This is a genomic window from Paenisporosarcina sp. TG20, assembly GCF_000286315.1.
Lineage (GTDB): Bacteria > Bacillota > Bacilli > Bacillales_A > Planococcaceae > Paenisporosarcina.
On sequence record NZ_ALJG01000296.1, the window covers coordinates 1 to 18,367 of the forward strand.

The 18,367-nt window shown below is 37.7% G+C and carries 21 protein-coding genes; 20 read left to right on the forward strand and 1 reads right to left on the reverse strand.

Annotated elements, in window-relative coordinates; translation table 11 throughout:
- The first annotated feature begins 639 nt into the window (after positions 1–639).
- The 18 genes from B371_RS0110270 to B371_RS0110355 all read left to right on the forward strand — a co-directional run bounded on the left by B371_RS0110270 (position 640) and on the right by B371_RS0110355 (position 15,617).
- Positions 640–1,011 (forward strand): ATP synthase subunit I, encoded by a 372-nt coding sequence (locus tag B371_RS0110270; RefSeq protein WP_019414225.1) that lies wholly within the window; start codon positions 640–642, stop codon positions 1,009–1,011.
- A 29-nt stretch (positions 1,012–1,040) separates the two neighbouring features.
- On the forward strand, positions 1,041–1,751 hold the full coding sequence (atpB, locus tag B371_RS0110275) for a F0F1 ATP synthase subunit A (protein WP_019414226.1): 711 nt from the start codon (positions 1,041–1,043) through the stop codon (positions 1,749–1,751).
- A gap of 67 nt (positions 1,752–1,818) precedes the next feature.
- Entirely contained in the window at positions 1,819–2,043 is a 225-nt protein-coding gene (atpE, locus tag B371_RS0110280) for a F0F1 ATP synthase subunit C (RefSeq protein WP_019414227.1), read from the forward strand.
- A 150-nt stretch (positions 2,044–2,193) separates the two neighbouring features.
- Positions 2,194–2,724: a F0F1 ATP synthase subunit B gene (gene atpF, locus B371_RS0110285; RefSeq protein ID WP_019414228.1), complete on the forward strand. Its 531-nt coding sequence runs from the start codon at positions 2,194–2,196 to the stop codon at positions 2,722–2,724.
- A complete protein-coding gene (locus B371_RS0110290) occupies positions 2,721–3,257 on the forward strand; it encodes a F0F1 ATP synthase subunit delta (protein WP_019414229.1) in 537 nt (178 codons plus the stop codon). Before atpF ends, B371_RS0110290 begins: the two co-directional genes overlap by 4 nt.
- A gap of 24 nt (positions 3,258–3,281) precedes the next feature.
- Positions 3,282–4,790 carry a F0F1 ATP synthase subunit alpha gene (gene atpA / locus B371_RS0110295; protein WP_019414230.1) on the forward strand — a complete coding sequence of 503 codons (1,509 nt, stop codon included), beginning with the start codon at positions 3,282–3,284 and terminating at the stop codon, positions 4,788–4,790.
- A 42-nt stretch (positions 4,791–4,832) separates the two neighbouring features.
- Positions 4,833–5,690, forward strand: a complete 858-nt coding sequence (gene atpG / locus B371_RS0110300; protein ID WP_019414231.1) for an ATP synthase F1 subunit gamma — start codon at positions 4,833–4,835, stop codon at positions 5,688–5,690.
- A 20-nt stretch (positions 5,691–5,710) separates the two neighbouring features.
- Entirely contained in the window at positions 5,711–7,126 is a 1,416-nt protein-coding gene (gene atpD / locus B371_RS0110305; protein ID WP_019414232.1) for a F0F1 ATP synthase subunit beta, read from the forward strand.
- A 24-nt stretch (positions 7,127–7,150) separates the two neighbouring features.
- On the forward strand, positions 7,151–7,558 hold the full coding sequence (locus tag B371_RS0110310; RefSeq protein ID WP_019414233.1) for a F0F1 ATP synthase subunit epsilon: 408 nt from the start codon (positions 7,151–7,153) through the stop codon (positions 7,556–7,558).
- Between the two features lie 339 nt (positions 7,559–7,897).
- On the forward strand, positions 7,898–8,131 hold the full coding sequence (locus tag B371_RS0110315; RefSeq protein WP_019414234.1) for a DUF1146 family protein: 234 nt from the start codon (positions 7,898–7,900) through the stop codon (positions 8,129–8,131).
- Positions 8,132–8,472: 341 nt separating this feature from the next.
- On the forward strand, positions 8,473–9,771 hold the full coding sequence (murA, locus tag B371_RS0110320; protein ID WP_019414235.1) for a UDP-N-acetylglucosamine 1-carboxyvinyltransferase: 1,299 nt from the start codon (positions 8,473–8,475) through the stop codon (positions 9,769–9,771).
- Between the two features lie 1,163 nt (positions 9,772–10,934).
- Positions 10,935–11,852 (forward strand): SpoIID/LytB domain-containing protein, encoded by a 918-nt coding sequence (locus tag B371_RS0110325; protein ID WP_026023021.1) that lies wholly within the window; start codon positions 10,935–10,937, stop codon positions 11,850–11,852.
- Positions 11,853–11,887: 35 nt separating this feature from the next.
- Positions 11,888–12,541 carry a M23 family metallopeptidase gene (locus tag B371_RS0110330; RefSeq protein WP_019414238.1) on the forward strand — a complete coding sequence of 218 codons (654 nt, stop codon included), beginning with the start codon at positions 11,888–11,890 and terminating at the stop codon, positions 12,539–12,541.
- A gap of 55 nt (positions 12,542–12,596) precedes the next feature.
- The gene (locus tag B371_RS0110335) at positions 12,597–12,869 is read left to right on the forward strand and encodes a sporulation transcriptional regulator SpoIIID (protein ID WP_019414239.1); all 273 of its coding nucleotides are present in this window, start codon (positions 12,597–12,599) and stop codon (positions 12,867–12,869) included.
- A 144-nt stretch (positions 12,870–13,013) separates the two neighbouring features.
- Complete coding sequence (locus B371_RS0110340; RefSeq protein WP_019414240.1) at positions 13,014–14,003, forward strand: rod shape-determining protein; 990 nt, start codon at positions 13,014–13,016, stop codon at positions 14,001–14,003.
- A gap of 130 nt (positions 14,004–14,133) precedes the next feature.
- A complete protein-coding gene (locus B371_RS0110345; RefSeq protein ID WP_019414241.1) occupies positions 14,134–14,424 on the forward strand; it encodes a DNA-directed RNA polymerase subunit beta in 291 nt (96 codons plus the stop codon).
- 38 nt (positions 14,425–14,462) lie between these two features.
- Positions 14,463–14,909 (forward strand): 3-hydroxyacyl-ACP dehydratase FabZ, encoded by a 447-nt coding sequence (gene fabZ, locus B371_RS0110350; protein WP_019414242.1) that lies wholly within the window; start codon positions 14,463–14,465, stop codon positions 14,907–14,909.
- Positions 14,910–15,296: 387 nt separating this feature from the next.
- Positions 15,297–15,617: a hypothetical protein gene (locus B371_RS0110355; protein ID WP_019414243.1), complete on the forward strand. Its 321-nt coding sequence runs from the start codon at positions 15,297–15,299 to the stop codon at positions 15,615–15,617.
- A 337-nt stretch (positions 15,618–15,954) separates the two neighbouring features.
- Here B371_RS0110355 and B371_RS0110360 read toward each other — a convergent pair whose 3' ends face one another.
- A complete protein-coding gene (locus tag B371_RS0110360) occupies positions 15,955–16,377 on the reverse strand; it encodes a YwpF family protein (protein WP_019414244.1) in 423 nt (140 codons plus the stop codon).
- 265 nt (positions 16,378–16,642) lie between these two features.
- On the opposite strand from B371_RS0110360, the gene B371_RS0110365 reads away from it, so the two are divergent.
- Both B371_RS0110365 and B371_RS23770 read left to right on the forward strand, forming a co-directional pair.
- On the forward strand, positions 16,643–17,059 hold the full coding sequence (locus B371_RS0110365) for a single-stranded DNA-binding protein (RefSeq protein WP_019414245.1): 417 nt from the start codon (positions 16,643–16,645) through the stop codon (positions 17,057–17,059).
- Between the two features lie 81 nt (positions 17,060–17,140).
- Positions 17,141–17,281, forward strand: a complete 141-nt coding sequence (locus B371_RS23770; RefSeq protein ID WP_019414246.1) for a hypothetical protein — start codon at positions 17,141–17,143, stop codon at positions 17,279–17,281.
- Positions 17,282–18,367 lie beyond the last annotated feature (1,086 nt).

Consider the following 18,367-nt stretch of genomic DNA (forward strand, 5'->3'; position numbering starts at 1 on the left):
ATGAGCTGAAGGCCCCGCAGGAACGCAGTGACGAGGAGACTGAAGCCATGCCCGCGAAAAGCGTCCACCGTAGCGAAAATAAATGGGTTTCTATGGTGACCCTTCTTAAAAGGACCGGGCGCACTTTGCCCGGTTTTTCTTAGAAAGTAGTAGAAAAGCAAGCTAAAACAATCCTGTTTTTAGCATCTTGATTCGTCCAAATTCTACCTTTTAATATGAATTTGTCGACAATATGACGACCATGTAGACTTTAAGAAGTTTTTCATGGGAATCAATTGACATCATTTTAGCCCTATTGTATGCTTACAAAGGATATAAATGAGAGGGCTTTCAGTATACAGGAAAGCTTTAAAACCTTGTCGTAGCCACTTTTTATAGATATATAGGTTTTAAAAACAGTTTAAAGTGAAGAATCAATCATTCGGTTTATAACAAGATGTCTGTTTTAGCCCTTGTATACGGCAATACTCTCTAATCTTGTTGTATCTTCTTTTTAACCGGATGAATGCATATGTTTGTGAATTGACAGAAGAATAGTCACCTCCCAGTTATTTTAAGTACTGTGTCTGTTCAATGGTCTAAAAACCGGAAAACAGATAATACTGTCCATTCGAAATGCGAGTTGGGGGATACATAACTATGCAAGATTTGCAGGAAGTTTACGCAAGACAAAAGAAATTAGTGATTTATTTGCTCGCTTTTTGTGCACTCGGCTGGGGTTTTACACCTTTCCAATCGGTATTTGCAGGCTTATCATTGGGCGCGCTGTTTGGTTTATATAATTTTTGGATCCTCGTACGACGTTTGGAAAAATTCGACCGCTATATAGATGAAGGAAAGACAGTCAGATCACTCGGCACTGCTATCAGGTTTGCATCAGGTATAGCAGCTGTTGCTGTTGCCATGTCCCTTTCTGAACATATTCATTTAATTAGCACAGTCATTGGGTTGATGATTCCATATGCATACTTACTTGTAGACAGAATTGTATACCATGTAAAACACTATTAATCGAATTGTGAAAGAGAGGTGAATGTATCGTGCATCATGAGAATCCAACCATTGTATGGCTTGGTCTAACTTTTAATCTATCGAACGTTATGATGTTATTGATTACCGCAATAATTGTTTTGTTAATTGCTGTAATATCAACACGTAGGTTAAGCTTGAAACCAACCGGTATGCAAAACTTTATGGAGTGGATTATGGACTTCGTAAAAGGGATTATCAAAAGCAATATGGACTGGGGTACAGGAGGTAGATTCCATGTACTTGGAATTACACTAATTATGTTTATCTTTGTGGCAAACATGTTAGGAATTCCATTCGCAATCGTAATCCAAGGCGAGCTTTGGTGGAAGTCACCAACAGCTGACCCGCTAGTTGCGATGACACTTGCCGTAATGGTCGTAGTTTTAACGCATTTCTACGCAATACAAATGAAAGGCATCAAAGAATATGGTAAGGACTTTTTAAGACCTCTACCTTTCTTAGCACCTTTAAAAGTTATTGAAGAGTTCGCTAATACATTGACACTTGGTTTGCGTCTTTACGGAAATATCTATGCAGGTGAAATCCTACTCGGTTTATTAGCCGGTATAGGTGGAGCAACTTATTTAGGGTTCTTCGGAGTTATAGCTCCAACACTAGCGTGGCAAGGTTTCTCGATTTTCATTGGAGCAATCCAATCGTTTATCTTCGTTATGTTAACAATGGTTTATATGGCACATAAAGTGAGCCGCGACCATTAATATACTGTTCATTTAATTGAACAAATAATACAAAAAAAAAAAGATATTCCAAGGAGGAAATTTTATAATGGTAGGTTCAGTAGGTTTATTAGCAGCAGCTATCGCAATCGGTTTAGGAGCACTTGGTGCAGGTATTGGTAACGGAATGATCGTTTCAAAAACAGTTGAAGGTATCGCTCGTCAACCAGAAGCTCGTGGTGTACTTCAAACAACAATGTTTATCGGTGTTGCATTAGTTGAGGCACTTCCAATTATCGCGGCAGTAATCGCGTTTATCGCATTAGGCCAATAATCTTAAGTGAATAGTGAAAATGGCGAAGTTTATCTTTGACGATTCTTCGCTTTTCATTTTTGGAAAATTAGTATTGAGTTACCTAATATAGAAATAACGTCTATTTAGAAACACATAAAGAATAGAGGTCTGGAAGGGAGTGAAACAATCGTGTTTTTGGATTACCTCGTACTGAATGCCACTGAAGGTGAAGTGAAATTTTTAAATACTGGTGATATCTTTGCTACGTTAATTATTTTCATCATTTTGATGGTCTTGCTGAAAAAATTCGCATGGGGTCCGTTGATGGGCATAATGAAACAACGTGAAGAATTAATTGCAAGTGAAATCGAAGCAACTGAAAATAGTCGCTTAGAGTCAGAGAAATTGTTAGAAGAACAACGTGCTCTATTAAAAGAAGCACGTACAGAAGCACAAGCGATTGTTGAAAACGCCAAGAAGCAAGGTGAGGTACAACGTGGAGAAATCCTTACAGTTGCACAAGCTGAAGCTAATCGTTTGAAGGAATCAGCTGTTCGTGAAATTGAAACAGAAAAAGATAATGCAATCGCAGCAGTTCGTGGACAAGTTGTTTCTTTATCTATACTTGCTGCATCTAAAGTTCTTGGAAAACAAATTTCTGAGGAAGATAACCGTGCATTGATCGAAGAAACGATTGCTAAGGCAGGCGATGCAGGATGAGTAAATCAACTGCAGCGAAACCTTATGCCCTTGCCTTATTTCAACTAGCACAAGAACATAACCAACTTGCTCAGGTAGCAGAAGATTTAAGGGAAGTTAAGGTTGTTTTTAAAGAGAACAGAGAATTGCTAGCATTGCTTGATTCCCCAAAACTTTCTTTAGAGCGAAAAAAAGAGATCATTCGTGAATTATTTGGCGAAGCGAATCTATTTATAGTTAACACTTTGCAAGTGCTTATTGACAAAAAACGTATTAATGAAACGGTTGCAGTCGCAACTGAATTTGAAGTACTTTCAAACGATGCACTTGGTATTGCTAATGCTAAAGTATATTCAACACGTCCTTTATCTGATGAAGAAAGAGAAGCAATTTCTTCTGCATTTTCACTAAAAGTTGGGAAAAAATCGTTGCGTATTGAAAACATAATCGATCCTACTTTACTTGGTGGTATTCGTCTTCAAATTGGTAACAGAATTTTCGATAGTAGTGTTAGTGCGAAGTTAGACCGCTTGAAGAAACAACTAATTGGTTAATAATATAAGAAAGAGGTGACATACATGAGCATCAAAGCTGAAGAAATCAGTGTCCTGATTAAGAAACAGATTGAAAATTATCAATCTGAGATGAAAGTTAGCGACGTGGGTACAGTTATCCAAATTGGTGACGGTATTGCTCGAGCTCATGGTCTCGACAACGTCATGGCTGGAGAGTTAGTTGAATTCTCTACCGGTGTTATGGGTATGGCACAAAACTTAGAAGCTAATAACGTAGGTATCGTTATTCTAGGACCATATGCAGATATCAAAGAAGGCGATGAAGTACGTCGTACAGGCCGTATTATGGAAGTACCAGTAGGACCAGAATTGATTGGTCGTGTTGTCAACCCACTTGGTCAACCAGTGGATGGTTTGGGCCCAATCAATTCTACAAAATCTCGTCCAATTGAAAGCCCTGCACAAGGTGTTATGGCCCGTAAATCGGTTCATGAGCCATTACAAACAGGTATTAAAGCAATTGATGCGTTAGTTCCAATTGGTCGTGGTCAACGTGAGTTAATTATCGGTGACCGTCAAACAGGTAAAACTGCTGTTGCCATCGATACAATCTTAAACCAAGCCGACCAAGATATGATTTGTATTTACGTAGCAATCGGTCAAAAAGAATCGACAGTGCGTAACGTAGTTGAAACGCTTCGTAAAAATGGAGCACTAGAATACACAATCGTTGTTACAGCTTCAGCATCACAACCAGCTCCTCTATTGTTCTTGGCTCCATACACAGGTATTACAATGGCTGAAGAGTTTATGTTTGAAGGCAAACATGTATTGGTTGTTTATGATGATTTATCAAAACAAGCAGCTGCTTATCGTGAACTTTCATTATTACTTCGTCGTCCTCCAGGCCGTGAAGCATATCCAGGGGATGTTTTCTACTTACACAGTCGTTTATTAGAACGTGCTGCTAAGTTGAACGAATCACTTGGTGCAGGTTCGATTACAGCACTTCCATTTGTTGAAACACAAGCAGGAGATATTTCTGCATACATTCCAACAAACGTAATTTCGATTACAGATGGTCAGATTTTCTTACAATCGGATTTATTCTTTGCCGGTGTTCGACCAGCAATCAATGCGGGTCTTTCTGTATCACGTGTTGGTGGATCAGCTCAAATTAAAGCAATGAAAAAAGTTGCGGGTACGCTACGTCTTGACTTAGCTTCTTTCCGTGAACTTGAAGCATTTGCTCAATTCGGTTCTGACCTAGATAAAGCAACACAAGGAAAACTTAACCGTGGTGTACGTATAGTAGAAGTATTGAAACAAGACTTGAATAAACCAATCAAGGTTGAAAAACAAGTTATGATTCTTTACGCTCTAACACGTGGTCACTTAGACGATATTCCACTTCAAGACATTACTCGTTTTGAGAATGAATTCTACAGCTGGTTAGATTCAAACCACACTAATGTTTTAGATCACATCCGTACAACGAAAGATCTACCTGCTGAAGAAGACTTAGTAAATGCGATTTCAGCGTTTAAAAAGACATTTGCACAGTCAGAGTAATCTTTTGGGGTGAACAAAAAACAATAAGGTGGTGAAATACCAGTGGCATCATTACGCGACATAAAAAGCCGAATAACATCTACAAAGAAAACGAGCCAAATCACAAGAGCAATGCAAATGGTCTCGGCTTCTAAATTGAACCGTGCTGAATTGAATGCGAAATCATTCGTTCCGTATATGTCAAAAATTCAAGAAGTCGTAGTAGCAATAGCTTCAGGCACACAAAACACGGGACATCCAATGTTGACGTATCGTCCTGTTGCTAAAACTGCTTATCTTGTTATCACATCTGACCGTGGACTTGCGGGTGCATACAACAGTAATATTCTTCGTGCTGTATCAAATGCAATCCGTGAACGTCATACATCAAATGATCAATTTGTAATCTTTGCAGTTGGACGTATCGGTCGTGATTATTTCACGAAACGCGGTCTTACTGTCATTGAAAGCATGGTCGCTTTACCTGACCAACCGTCTTTTTCTGATATTAAGGAAATTGCACACAAAGCTGTTGGTATGTTCACGGAAGGTACGTATGATGAACTTTATATGTACTACAACCATTTTGTTAGCGCCGTTCAACTAGACGTTACTGAGAAAAAGGTGCTACCGTTAACTGATATCGCTAAATCAAGTGCAACTGCTTCATATGAATTCGAACCTTCAGCAGAAGGGATTCTGGAAGTGTTACTGCCAGAATATGCGGAAAGCTTGATTTACGGCGCTCTACTAGACGGAAAAGCAAGTGAACATGCTGCACGTATGACGGCAATGAAGAGTGCTACCGATAACGCTAGTGAATTGATTAGCTCATTAACATTACAATTTAACCGTGCACGTCAAGCTGCGATTACCCAAGAAATTACGGAAATCGTCGGCGGAGTAGCGGCTCTAGAATAGTAAGACAGGAGGGAACAAGTATGAACAAAGGACACGTTCTTCAAGTAATGGGTCCCGTTGTCGACGTAAAGTTTGATAATGGACACTTACCAGCAATATATAATGCTTTGACAGTTACAATTGAACGTCCCAATCAAGCTGTATCAACGTTAACTCTTGAAGTTGCGTTACACCTTGGGGATGACTCTGTCCGTACAGTTGCTATGTCATCTACAGATGGTTTGAAACGTGGCGAGGAAGTTATCGATACTGCTTCGGCAATCACCGTTCCGGTTGGTGACGTCACTTTAGGTCGTGTATTCAATGTACTTGGAGAAGTAATTGACTTAGGAGAAGAGATCCCAGCTGCAAATCGCCGTGATCCAATTCACCGCCTAGCACCAACTTTTGACCAACTTTCAACTGAAGTTGAGATTCTTGAAACAGGTATCAAAGTAGTAGACTTATTAGCTCCATACATTAAAGGTGGTAAAATTGGTCTATTCGGTGGTGCCGGTGTAGGTAAAACTGTTTTAATTCAAGAACTAATTAACAACCTTGCACAAGAGCACGGCGGTATTTCGGTATTCGCAGGTGTTGGAGAGCGAACTCGTGAGGGTAATGATTTATTCCATGAGATGAGCGAATCCGGTGTAATCAAGAAAACAGCAATGGTATTTGGTCAAATGAATGAGCCGCCTGGCGCACGTATGCGTGTTGCATTGACTGGTTTGACAATGGCTGAGTATTTCCGAGATGATCAGGGTGCAGATGTACTATTGTTCATTGATAATATTTTCCGTTTCACTCAAGCAGGTTCTGAGGTATCTGCCTTACTAGGTCGTATGCCATCAGCAGTTGGTTACCAACCAACACTAGCTACAGAAATGGGTCAATTGCAAGAGCGTATCACGTCAACTAACTTAGGTTCGGTAACGTCAATTCAAGCAATTTACGTTCCTGCAGATGACTACACGGATCCAGCTCCAGCAACAACATTTGCTCACTTAGACGCAACAACAAACTTAGAGCGTAAGTTATCTGAAATGGGTATTTACCCAGCAGTAGATCCTTTGGCATCAACTTCACGTGCATTAACACCTGAAATTGTTGGACAAGAGCACTACGATTTAGCACGCCAAGTTCAAGTAACTCTTCAACGCTACAAAGAACTTCAAGATATCATTGCGATTCTTGGAATGGATGAGTTATCTGATGAAGACAAGCAAACAGTTAATCGTGCACGTCGTATTCAGTTCTACTTATCACAAAATTTCCATGTAGCAGAACAATTCACAGGTCAAAAAGGTTCGTATGTACCAGTTAAAGAAACAGTTCAAGGATTCAAACAAATTCTTGAAGGCAAATACGACCATTTACCTGAAGACGCGTTCCGTTTAGTTGGACGTATTGAAGAAGTTATTGAAAAAGCTAAAAAAATGGGCGTTGAAGTTTAATTACAGGGACCAGGAGGGGAAAAAATGAAGACCATCAAAGTCAATATTGTCACTCCCGACGGCCCGGTATACGATTCCGAAGTCAACTTGATTATAGCCAACACAACATCTGGTGAAATCGGTGTGTTACCTGGTCACATTCCAATGGTTGCGCCACTTAGAGTGGGTGCTATTCAATTGAAAACTGATGGACAACAAGAACTAATCGCAGTAAGCGGTGGTTTTCTAGAAGTCCGTCCAGACCAAGTATCAATCTTAGCTCAAGCGGCTGAAGTCTCTTCAACCATCGATTTAAATCGTGCTAAAGAATCAGTGAAACGTGCTGAAGAACGTCTAAACTTATCAAAAAAGGACGACGTTGACCTAAAGCGAGCAGAACTTTCTTTAAAACGAGCAATGAATCGTATTAACGTTTATGAGGGAAACATCTAGATAAAATTGTCGAGTCAAAGAGAATTATCTCTTTGGCTCGTTTTTTAATTAGAAATAACCTTTAGATAATTTTCCGGAAAATAAAACCTGGAAATTAATACTTTAACACTATGAAGATTTTAATACTTTAGTAAAATATGTATATGACGTCACCAGTATTAAATGATACAATAATAAACATTGGTGATATTTTAAACGGTGTTGGATGTAGCTATAAATCCTTTTTAATTTATACCTACATCTGTCACTGTTTTGAAAAACTTGATAGAATAGAATTTACTAATATACAAAAGCTAGTTAAAGATTGTTTTAATTTTACTAATGAAAGGAACCGATAGTATGTTTAATGAATTCGGTCAACAAGCGGTTCTCGGGATTTTATCACACACTTTCTTTATTGGAATTACATTCTATGCACTACGTGCAGTTATGTTAGAGAAAATCGTCAAAATCCAACGTGTTTTTCAAGTGCAATTATTATATATTTTACTAAGTGTTGCGATTGGTTCTTCAGTTTCAAACTTTTTCTTATCAATGTCTAACTGGTCAAGACAACTACCATTTCTTTTTTAAATAGCTAGCTATCTATTTATTTAGGTGTTATTGCCCGGGAAATAATATGTCGAAGAATGTTTTAAACTATTATAATTGGGAACACAGTAGTATACAGTTCGTTTTATAATAGTTTTAAATAGTTTCGACTAGTTTCAAATAGACCCACACAAAGGATTAGATAACAACGTATGATATAAGAAAAACCAATTTTTATTTATCTAAAACGAGGGAATAGGCACTTGTGTAATACACAAAATAACTGTACCAGAAAACTGTTTTTCATCCCTAACAACTAACATCAAACGGTTGAAATGACATATATAGAAAAACAATTATAGATAACATGGAGGGTCAATCTATTGGATAAAATTATTGTAAAAGGCGGTCGCAAATTAACGGGGAAAGTGCGTGTAGAGGGTGCGAAAAATGCTGTATTACCTGTTCTAGCAGGAGCTCTTTTAGCATCAAAAGGAAAAAACATTATTCGTGACGTAGCTAATTTAGCAGACGTTTACACGATTAATGAAGTCTTGAAGAGCCTAGGCGCTTCAGTTGAATACTTTCCTAAAAGAAACGAAGTCATCATCGATTCATCCGGAACTTTGTCTAATGAAGCTCAATTTGAATACGTACGAAAAATGCGTGCATCTATCCTAGTTATGGGACCGATTTTAGCACGTAATGGATTTGCACGAATTGCACTTCCTGGTGGTTGTGCAATTGGATCACGACCTATCGATCAACACTTAAAAGGTTTCGAAGCGATGGGAGCAGAAATTTCATTCGGTCATGGATTTGTAGAAGCTAAAACGAATGGACGATTAAAAGGTGCTAAAATTTATTTGGATTATCCAAGTGTAGGAGCTACTGAAAACATCATGTCAGCTGCTGCGTTAGCAGAAGGAACAACAATTCTTGAAAATGCAGCAAAAGAACCTGAAATTGTAGATTTAGCGAACTTCATTAATGAAATGGGTGGACGGATCATTGGTGCTGGGACAGATACAATTCGTATCGAGGGTGTTTATGAACTTGAAGGTACAGTTCACCACATAATACCCGACCGTATTGAAGCTGGTACATTTATGGTTGCTGCAGCTATCACAAGAGGCGATGTAATCATTGAGAACGCAATTCCTGAACATATGACTGCACTAATTGCGAAGATGAAGGAAATGGGAGTTCAAATTACTGAAGAGGAAGATGGACTTCGTGTTCGTGGAACCTCATCTTTAAAATCAGTTGATATCAAAACAATGCCGCATCCAGGCTTCCCTACTGATATGCAATCTCAAATAATGGCCCTAATGCTAACCGCAAAAGGAACAGGCGTACTCACTGAAACAGTATTTGAAAATCGATTTATGCATGTAGAAGAATTTCGTCGAATGAACGGTAAAATTAAGATTGATGGACGTTCCGTAATCATGCAAGGACCATCTGACCTACAAGGCGCTGAGGTGGCCTCAACTGACCTGCGTGCAGCTGCAGCCCTAATCCTAGCTGGATTGGCTTCAGAAGGCATAACACGTGTAACTGAGATCTACCACTTAGATCGCGGTTATGTGGACTTTCACTTGAAATTAGCAGGCCTTGGCGCAGACATAGAACGTGTTTCTTCTCAATCATCAGATGAGAAAATAATGCAAACGGTTTAATTTATTTATTGCCTATATCATCATATACCAAAAAGCGACATCTTATACCAAGATGTCGCTTTTTTTTTCGTTGTATTTTTACACCTTTGCTATGTTGATTGACAAAGGAATTTCGATAATTATTCTAACTTACAAGATATGCGCCTCCAACTGAACTGGGCAAAGATAAGAAATCGTCTGTTTAATATTAGTATCTTCTCTAAATTATAATTAAATACCTTGAAATAGATTTAGAGTTTATGCTATTGAGAAAAGCACAATATAAAAAGAAGTGATATTACCTATAAACTTTCTGAGTGAGCGAAAACAAGGATTGAGTGAGAGAAAAGTAGTATTAAGTGAGCGAAAACAGCAGTTGATGAGTGAGCGGAAACAGGTAAAGAGTGAGCGAAAACTAATTTAAGTAGAATTATGAGTTCAGCTAGCAAAAGTTTCGAGTAAGGTAGTCCATTTTGGAAAATATTTAAACAATTTAACAAGAATATCTCACTAAAATAACTGAGTGGACGAAAAACAGTTGTGAGTGGACGAAAAGTGCTGATGAGTGGACGGAAAACACTGATGAGTGGACGGAATCAGTCGATGAGTGGATGAAAAACATCAATGAGTGGACGAAAACTAGGTTTCGAGTAAGGTAGTCCATTATGGAAAATATTTTAACAATTTAACAAGAATATCTCACTTAAATAGCTGAGTGGACGAAAAACAGTTGTGAGTGGACGAAAAGTGCTGATGAGTGGACGGAAAACACCGATGAGTGGACGGAAACAGTCGATGAGTGGACGGAAACACCGATGAGTGGATGAAAAACATCAATGAGTGGACGAAAACTAATCTAAGAAAAATCGATGTTACATGATTAGTTTAGTGTCGGGTTTTATGCTATGGGAAGACTGGGTTTCGAGTAAATTAATTCGTTGGAAATCTAAGTACGTGTTAACGAGATAAAAGCTAAACGTGAATAATATCTTTTTTAGTTCAAGAATTAATATCTATGTTCGAAATAAATAAATCAACGTTAAACATTAACTAGAGTCATCCCTAGTGATTTATTAATAAATAAGTGGCGGTTGATAAAAACTTAAGTAACACTACTTTAAATAATACCAATATCAACATTATAACTTTTCATATATAGCGGATCTTGGACATATATTCTTTGCATGAGATACTTAGTTATAGTAATCGCATGTCTCTGTTTATTCCTACTGCCACTGGAGATAATAAAAAAAATCCCACCAAAAGCTATTGAGTCAACTCCTGTAAACTCTAGCGCTTGTCCACCAGTTATGATTAGCGTAGAAGGTCTTGATAAGCCACTTGAGTTAGAACAATACATTATGGGTGTGGTTCAAGCGGAAATGCCCTCTACCTTCAATATAGAGGCTCTCAAAGCACAAGCTATTGCAGCTCGTACATTTGCCCTAAAGACAACAAACTTCGGAGCAACTTCTATTAAACCTACTATCTCACATCAGGCGTTCATTTCTCCATCCGAACGCAAACCTCCACCAAATATCACACAAGCAGTTACTGAAACAACCTCACAAATACTCACTTATGACAACGAACTCATTACTGCAATGTTCTTCTCAACAAGTAATGGCAAGACCGAAAGCGCACAAGGCTATAGTGGAAATGAAATCCCTTATTTGATTTCAACGGATAGCGTAGGGGATACATTATCACCTAAGTTTAGCCAGAAAAAAATATTTACACTTAAGGAATGGAACGATGCATTTGGTTTCTCTTGGACAGATGATCATTTCAAAGCATTAGTGTTAAAACCAAATGAATCACAAAGAATCGAAAAAATGAGCACAATCAAACGTGATTGGACAGGCCGTGAAATTAGAGAAATTTTAGGATTACCATCAACTGACTTTGAAATAAACGCATCCAATCCTAATTTAATTACCGTATCAACGAAAGGATATGGTCACGGGGTAGGGATGAGTCAATACGGTGCCAACGCAATGGCGGAGCAAGAAAGTAACGCAGAAGCTATTTTAAACCACTATTATCCAAAAACAAAAATAAAAAATTTGCAATCTATTCAAGTTGGATGTTTAAAACCTTAAATCGCTGACAACACTAGCGAATAGAGGTGATGAATATGCGAGAGGAAAAATCTAAAAATCCTTCTCTATCAAATGAAAAAAGTAAAAAAAGAACATGGCTTTGGCCGGCAATTTACGTTGGATTTTCGTTATTATTTGTCGGTATGATTTGGGGCTATAATGCTTTTATCGGTGATGACGCTGAAGTTGCAAAAGGACCAGTAGTGACTGATGAAAATAACCAAGTTGCTGTTACAGCTCAAAACCAAAACATGAAGTTCCCATTTGATGAAGCAATGCTTGACCAAATGACAGTATTACAAGATTTTTATGACACTGAAGCCACTGAAGAAACACAAGAGAACTCCCTATTAGTATTCAATCAAACGTATGAAACCAATAATGGTGTATCGATTTCGATTGATGGTTTACCATTTGAAGTATCTGCTGTAATGGGTGGAACTGTTAAAGAAGTAAATTTAGATCCTTTTCTTGGTGACGAAATTGTTCTTGAACATGAAAATGGACTTATAACACGTTACCGTTCAGTAAGTGAAATTTTAGTTCAGACTGGTGATGTTGTTAAACAGGGACAGGCGATGGCTACTGCTACTGAAAATGACTTTAACCCAACAGCAGGTATTCATTTGCAATTCGAAGTGTTTGAAAAAGGTGAAGCTGTAAACCCACGTAACTATTTAGCGTTCTAATTTCAAGATTTAAGGCATAAGTTAAAGGAAACGTTCGGTACGGAAGGATGCGGTCTTGCACGAACAGATCCGGAAACGATGCCTAGAGCTTGGTGAATTAGTGCAGGAAACGGGTTTGACGGTACGCGCGGTTGCTAAAAAATCGGGCTACTCGAAAAGCACGGTGCACAAAGATTTAACAGAACGTTTAACACTAGTGAATGATGCACTGGCCAAAGAAGTAAGTCAAATTCTTGCTTATCATAAGTCAATCCGACATATCCGGGGTGGCGAAGCAACGAAACAGATGTGGAAGCAAAAAGAAGAAAACACTGAAAAAACACCATGACGATACATGTCATGGCGTTTTTTCGTTTATAAAATTTGATGTAATAAAACCCTAACTATGATAGAATTGTCAGTTAGTAGAGACAATATAAAAGCACGACTAAAATAAAATAAAACCGGCAATGCAGGAGGGAGTCTAAGGTTAATGTTTGCTAAAGATATTGGGATAGATCTAGGCACTGCAAATGTATTAATACACGTTAAAGGTAAAGGAATTGTATTAAACGAGCCTTCAGTTGTAGCTGTAGACCGCAAAACTAGAAAAGTATTAGCGGTAGGGGAAGAAGCACGGCAAATGGTGGGGAGAACTCCTTGGAATATTGAAGTGATACAACCACTTAAAGACGGTGTTATCGCTGATTTTGATGTAACAGAGTTAATGCTAAAATACTTTATCGATAAATTGAAAGTCAAAGGCTTTTTTTCAAAACCACGTATTTTAATATGTTGCCCAACAAACATTACCACTGTAGAACAAAAAGTGATTCGTGAAGCAGCTGAAAAGTCTGGTGGCAAAAAAGTTTACTTAGAAGAAGAACCGAAAGTAGCAGCAATTGGAGCGGGTATGGACATATTCCAACCAAGTGGCAATATGATTATTGACATTGGCGGAGGTACAACAGATATTGCGGTTCTATCAATGGGGGATATTGTAACGTCTGTGTCAATTAAAGTTGCAGGAGATGTGTTTGATAATGACATTCTACAATACATAAAACGCGAACATAAACTATTAATTGGTGAACGAACATCAGAAGAGATTAAGATGAAAATCGGTTCAGTATTCATAGGTGCACGTAATGAGGAAATGGAGATAAGTGGCCGAAATATGGTATCAGGTCTTCCTCTTACCATTACGATTAATTCTTCTGAAATCGAAAAATGTTTACGTGAATCTATTTCTATGATCGTTCTAGCTGCAAAAAATGTTTTAGAGAAAACACCGCCAGAACTATCGGCTGATATTATTGACCGTGGTGTTACTTTAACAGGCGGTGGCGCTCTAATGCACGGAATGGATATGTTGCTGGCTGAAGAACTGAAAGTACCGGTATTAATTGCTGAAAATCCAATGAGTTGTGTTGCTATTGGTACAGGTATTATGCTAGATAACTTAAGCAGAGGGCATAACTAGACTTATATGTATGGAAAGAATTAAGAAACCTTTTATGACTTAATGTTAAAAAACCTATACGACTAAAATTACTTTTAGTAGTACAAGCATCAACATTTGAAACAATTCATGATGATAAGGAGAACCGGGAATGAAGAATGATGTGAAAGATGAACAGCATATGGATAATACGACACCTCCAACTAATCGGAAACAGCATAAAGCTGAAAAAGCCGAAGTTAAGGCCAAGAAAACTTGGTGGGTACAAATTCGTTTATTCCCGATTTGGCTTCGTATCATTCTGATAACAGCCTTAATTGTTGGTGCGATTGCAGCAGGTTTAATGATTGGCTATGGCTATATTGGGGATGGAACACCTAAAGATATTTTGAAATTAGAACCATGGCAGCACATTATTGATATTTATACAGGTAAAGAATAGTAATTCAATCTTTTTATTTAGACTTGGAGGATATATTTATGGAATTATCAGCACAACAAATTCAAGCAATCTTACCTCATCGGTATCCATTCTTGCTCGTTGATCGTATCACGGAAATTGAAGATGGTAAACGAGCAGTTGGCATAAAAAACGTCTCAATTAATGAAAATTATTTCAATGGACATTTTCCAGGATATCCAGTAATGCCGGGTGTGTTAATTATCGAAGCATTAGCGCAAGTAGGTGGGGTAGCGTTATTAAATAAAGAAGAGAATAAAGGTCGTCTAGCCTTTTTAACAGGAGTCGATAATTGCCGTTTCAAACGTCAAGTAGTGCCTGGCGATCAGCTACGGTTAGAAGTTGAATTTGTTAAACTACGCGGAGCAATGGGAAAAGGACATGCAGTAGCCACAGTTAACGGTGAAATTGCTTGTGAAACTGATATTTTATTTGCACTTGGTCCAGTTCCAGAGAAAACGGAATAATTTATATAATGCCTTTCAATTTATATCTTATACTTTAGGGCATAATAACGAAACCGGATGTTTAGTTGAGTCCATTTCAACTCCTCAATTAGATAATAAATACGAATAATTAATTGTTATCCGTTAATTTCAGAAAAGTATCGTTTGATTGTAGCGCAGAGGAGATTGAAGCCGTGCCCCAAGGAAAGCGTCCGCATGGAGCGGAAATCAACTTTGTTCAAAAATAAATACACATTATGATTATGGATGTAAAAATGAATCATCATACATGTAAATATTTTAAACGAAAAACAAAACACATAGTCGGATAGTTCTTTTCTTCTCGGGTAACCTATAGTAAATCACACTTTGTGTGGTGAACTATTGCTGAAAGGAGGGAACTTTTTAATGTGGAAAAAGCCAACTGTAGTATTTGGTCTAAGTGCTCTGCTATTGGGTGGATGTAACTTTAACGACGATATGCCGGGTGTAGATGAAACCCCTATGAATGATGTACGTGAAAACACTAATGAAACCCCAATGGAAGATACAAACAATACAAATCCATTGGATGATGCAGGTCAAAATAATGACGCCGACTTGTTGCCTGAAAATGGTAACGGTAACGGAACTGGAAACGGTAATGGTACTGATGACACAATGCGTGACCGTGATACAACTGATGACGAGATTCTAGAAGATGTACGTAAAGACGACATGAATCGATAAATAATTGAAAAATCCTTCCCAGTAAGCCTACAGAAGAAGCTAATCACCGCTATGGTGATTAGCTTTTTTTCTAAAATACATGTGTTGAGTCAAATAATATTATTATTTAGTTAAATTTAGGTCTTCAAATTACACACTTGTAAAGCCGACGCTAGTCGAGTCGCTACATCTTCTCCCAACAGCAACGAAACGAAAAAACTATTTGTCACACTTTGGATTAGAGACTTCGTTTTAGAGATATCAACAAACTATTCTTGAAAACAAAAAAGCTCCTTCTCTCAATTTATTTGAGAAAAGGAGCTTTTTTATCAACTGTTAAAGTATCTAAGTAAAAAGATTAAACATTTAATTGAGGTCGCATGCGCATATCGTCTTCAAATCGCGTTATAAGCTCTTCGCCTGATAATCCATTTGCGATAAGTTGTGATAGCAGTTGTTCAGCATATTTTCGACGTACTCGTTTTAACGTCCCCTTAAACAATACAGAAACATAATCCCCAATTTCTTTGACAGCATAAACAGCTACTTCAAAATTTGCGGGTTCATTTTCTGGATACGAAATAACGGCTTTAATTTCCATCAATTCACCAGAAATCTTATATTGTTCAAAAAATATACTATCTTTCTTATCCACATACATCTCTAAAATCCAAGAACGGTGGCTGTTTTCTTGGTTAATAATGATGCCATCTATGAGTGGAATTGAAATTGTTTGGTCCCCTTGAACTAGTGCCATGGATATTAATTTAAAGGTTTTCAATAAGCTCACAGCCTTTCAGGTAACTCTAATTCTTCTTATTATATCACAATCCTTAAAAATTTTAGAAAAATAGGCAAATTTACAATTTGCCTATCATGATCAATCCTTACAGACATATAGAATCATAAGAATTTTTAAAGAATAATGCATTCTCAAAATTGAATTTTCACCTGCATTAAAACCCTCAAAAAGAATTTTTGCGACTTTGCAAACAATTTAATTGTCTATATACAATGAATTCATGAGGTAGGGAGGAGGTGAATAAATGAATCAAGTTGGGATGATTGGACGTTTGACAAAAGATCCAGTTTTAAAGCATTTATCAGAAGGTAGAGTGCAAGCAAGTTTCGTATTAGCAGTTCAACGTACCTACAAGAATGCAAAAGGTGAAGATGCAGATTTCGTACTTTGTACGGTCTGGGGGAAACTCGCTGAACACACTGTCAAATTTTGTGGGAAGGGATCTCTCGTTGGAATAAGTGGACACATCCATTCAAGGTCCTATCAAAAAGAAGATGGTATTCGTGTTTTTGTAACAGAAGTAATAGTTGATGAAGTTCAATTTTTACAAACAAAACCCAAATCAGGAGATTCTTCAGATTTTTTGCTAGTGGAAAAAGAGTCACAAGCAAAAGAAGACTTCGTTTTCACAGACGAAGAGCTTAAGGGTTTGCCAGTTTAAATGATTAGTGAACTTAGTGGTAGACCGCACCGCATTTAAGTTACCTAAGTTTTTAATTCCAATAGAAAGGAATTCACCCATATGAACGCTTCACCCAATCACATCATTCAAATGGAATTACATATGGAACAACTAATTCGTATGATTGCAAACTTGAATGAACGTATCCGAGTACTTGAACACAAACATACAGAAACTATTTTAAGAGTAGTGGCTAAATAAGGGTTATTTGATTGACAAGAGAGGAAACTGGCCGCGTGAAGCACGGCCAGTCTTGTACATAGATTAATAATTAAACCAATTTTATTTATCCTATGATTTGAAAGACCAAGATTGAAGCAAGTGATTATCATGTTAAATAACTCAATACTATATGTTCGTGTGTGCGAACAATAAAATACTCCGTTAAGCTAAGTTCGTATTTTCCTTAACAGGCACTATGAGTAAAATAAGAAAAACCGGGCAAAGGACGCCTGGTCCTTTTAAGAAGGGTGACCATAGAAACCCGTTAATTTCCGCTATGGTGGACGCTTTTCGCGGGCATGGCTTCAGTCTCCTCGTCACTGCGTTCCTGCGGGGCCTTCAGCTCATGCTTTTCCCGCCGAAGTCGCCACCTGCGCTTCAATCAACTAGTGTGAATTTTTCCATCATTTCAACGAATTCAATTTTTAGTGACAATCATTGGAATCGTGAGCGATACAAAGCTAGCAGGAATACTTCTTCTACGCTATTTCTAAAAAGAGAAAGACTTGTTCAAAAATACCAGAATTTCAGTGTTCAGATGCAAACCACTGAATTTTTCTATTATTTAAAGTCCAGTGACTTTCTGCACTCCCTTCTTTTTAAGTTGTGTTTTCTAATATGATCAATTCGAAATCAGCGGTATCTTGTAAGAAAAACCGGGCAAAGTACGCTTAATCCTATAAAGTAATTACGCAACCCGGCATTAGAATCGGGTATCGCGATATTGTTATAAGACACAATCTTGTTAAATTTAAGAAATAAACGAATTAACGAGAGTCACATCAAAGAAATTCCGTTTTAGCATGTTAGTGTCTATATCTTAGAAACACCATGAACATCAATTTCAAGGTACCCTAAATTTATATACTTTCTTAGCTAACGTACCAGAATTTCAGTGTTCATGATGCAAACCACTGAATTTTTCCTTTAATTAAAGTACTAGAGACTTTCTGGACTTAAAAAGTATATACTCTCTTCTTTTTAAGTTATCTTTTTCACTTGTGATCAATTCGAAAACATTACTTGATTGAAGCGGAAGGCGGCGACTCCTACGGGATTAGCGGG

Coding starts and splice junctions, on each gene's coding strand:
- B371_RS23770 (WP_019414246.1), top strand. CDS start 17,141: ATGAACGCTTCACCCAATCACATCATTCAAATGGAATTACATATGGAA.
- B371_RS0110330 (WP_019414238.1), top strand. CDS start 11,888: ATGCGAGAGGAAAAATCTAAAAATCCTTCTCTATCAAATGAAAAAAGT.
- B371_RS0110325 (WP_026023021.1), top strand. CDS start 10,935: ATGAGATACTTAGTTATAGTAATCGCATGTCTCTGTTTATTCCTACTG.
- B371_RS0110290 (WP_019414229.1), top strand. CDS start 2,721: ATGAGTAAATCAACTGCAGCGAAACCTTATGCCCTTGCCTTATTTCAA.
- B371_RS0110365 (WP_019414245.1), top strand. CDS start 16,643: ATGAATCAAGTTGGGATGATTGGACGTTTGACAAAAGATCCAGTTTTA.
- B371_RS0110270 (WP_019414225.1), top strand. CDS start 640: ATGCAAGATTTGCAGGAAGTTTACGCAAGACAAAAGAAATTAGTGATT.
- atpD (WP_019414232.1), top strand. CDS start 5,711: ATGAACAAAGGACACGTTCTTCAAGTAATGGGTCCCGTTGTCGACGTA.
- B371_RS0110345 (WP_019414241.1), top strand. CDS start 14,134: ATGAAGAATGATGTGAAAGATGAACAGCATATGGATAATACGACACCT.
- B371_RS0110355 (WP_019414243.1), top strand. CDS start 15,297: ATGTGGAAAAAGCCAACTGTAGTATTTGGTCTAAGTGCTCTGCTATTG.
- atpA (WP_019414230.1), top strand. CDS start 3,282: ATGAGCATCAAAGCTGAAGAAATCAGTGTCCTGATTAAGAAACAGATT.
- fabZ (WP_019414242.1), top strand. CDS start 14,463: ATGGAATTATCAGCACAACAAATTCAAGCAATCTTACCTCATCGGTAT.
- atpE (WP_019414227.1), top strand. CDS start 1,819: ATGGTAGGTTCAGTAGGTTTATTAGCAGCAGCTATCGCAATCGGTTTA.
- B371_RS0110315 (WP_019414234.1), top strand. CDS start 7,898: ATGTTTAATGAATTCGGTCAACAAGCGGTTCTCGGGATTTTATCACAC.
- B371_RS0110340 (WP_019414240.1), top strand. CDS start 13,014: ATGTTTGCTAAAGATATTGGGATAGATCTAGGCACTGCAAATGTATTA.
- B371_RS0110310 (WP_019414233.1), top strand. CDS start 7,151: ATGAAGACCATCAAAGTCAATATTGTCACTCCCGACGGCCCGGTATAC.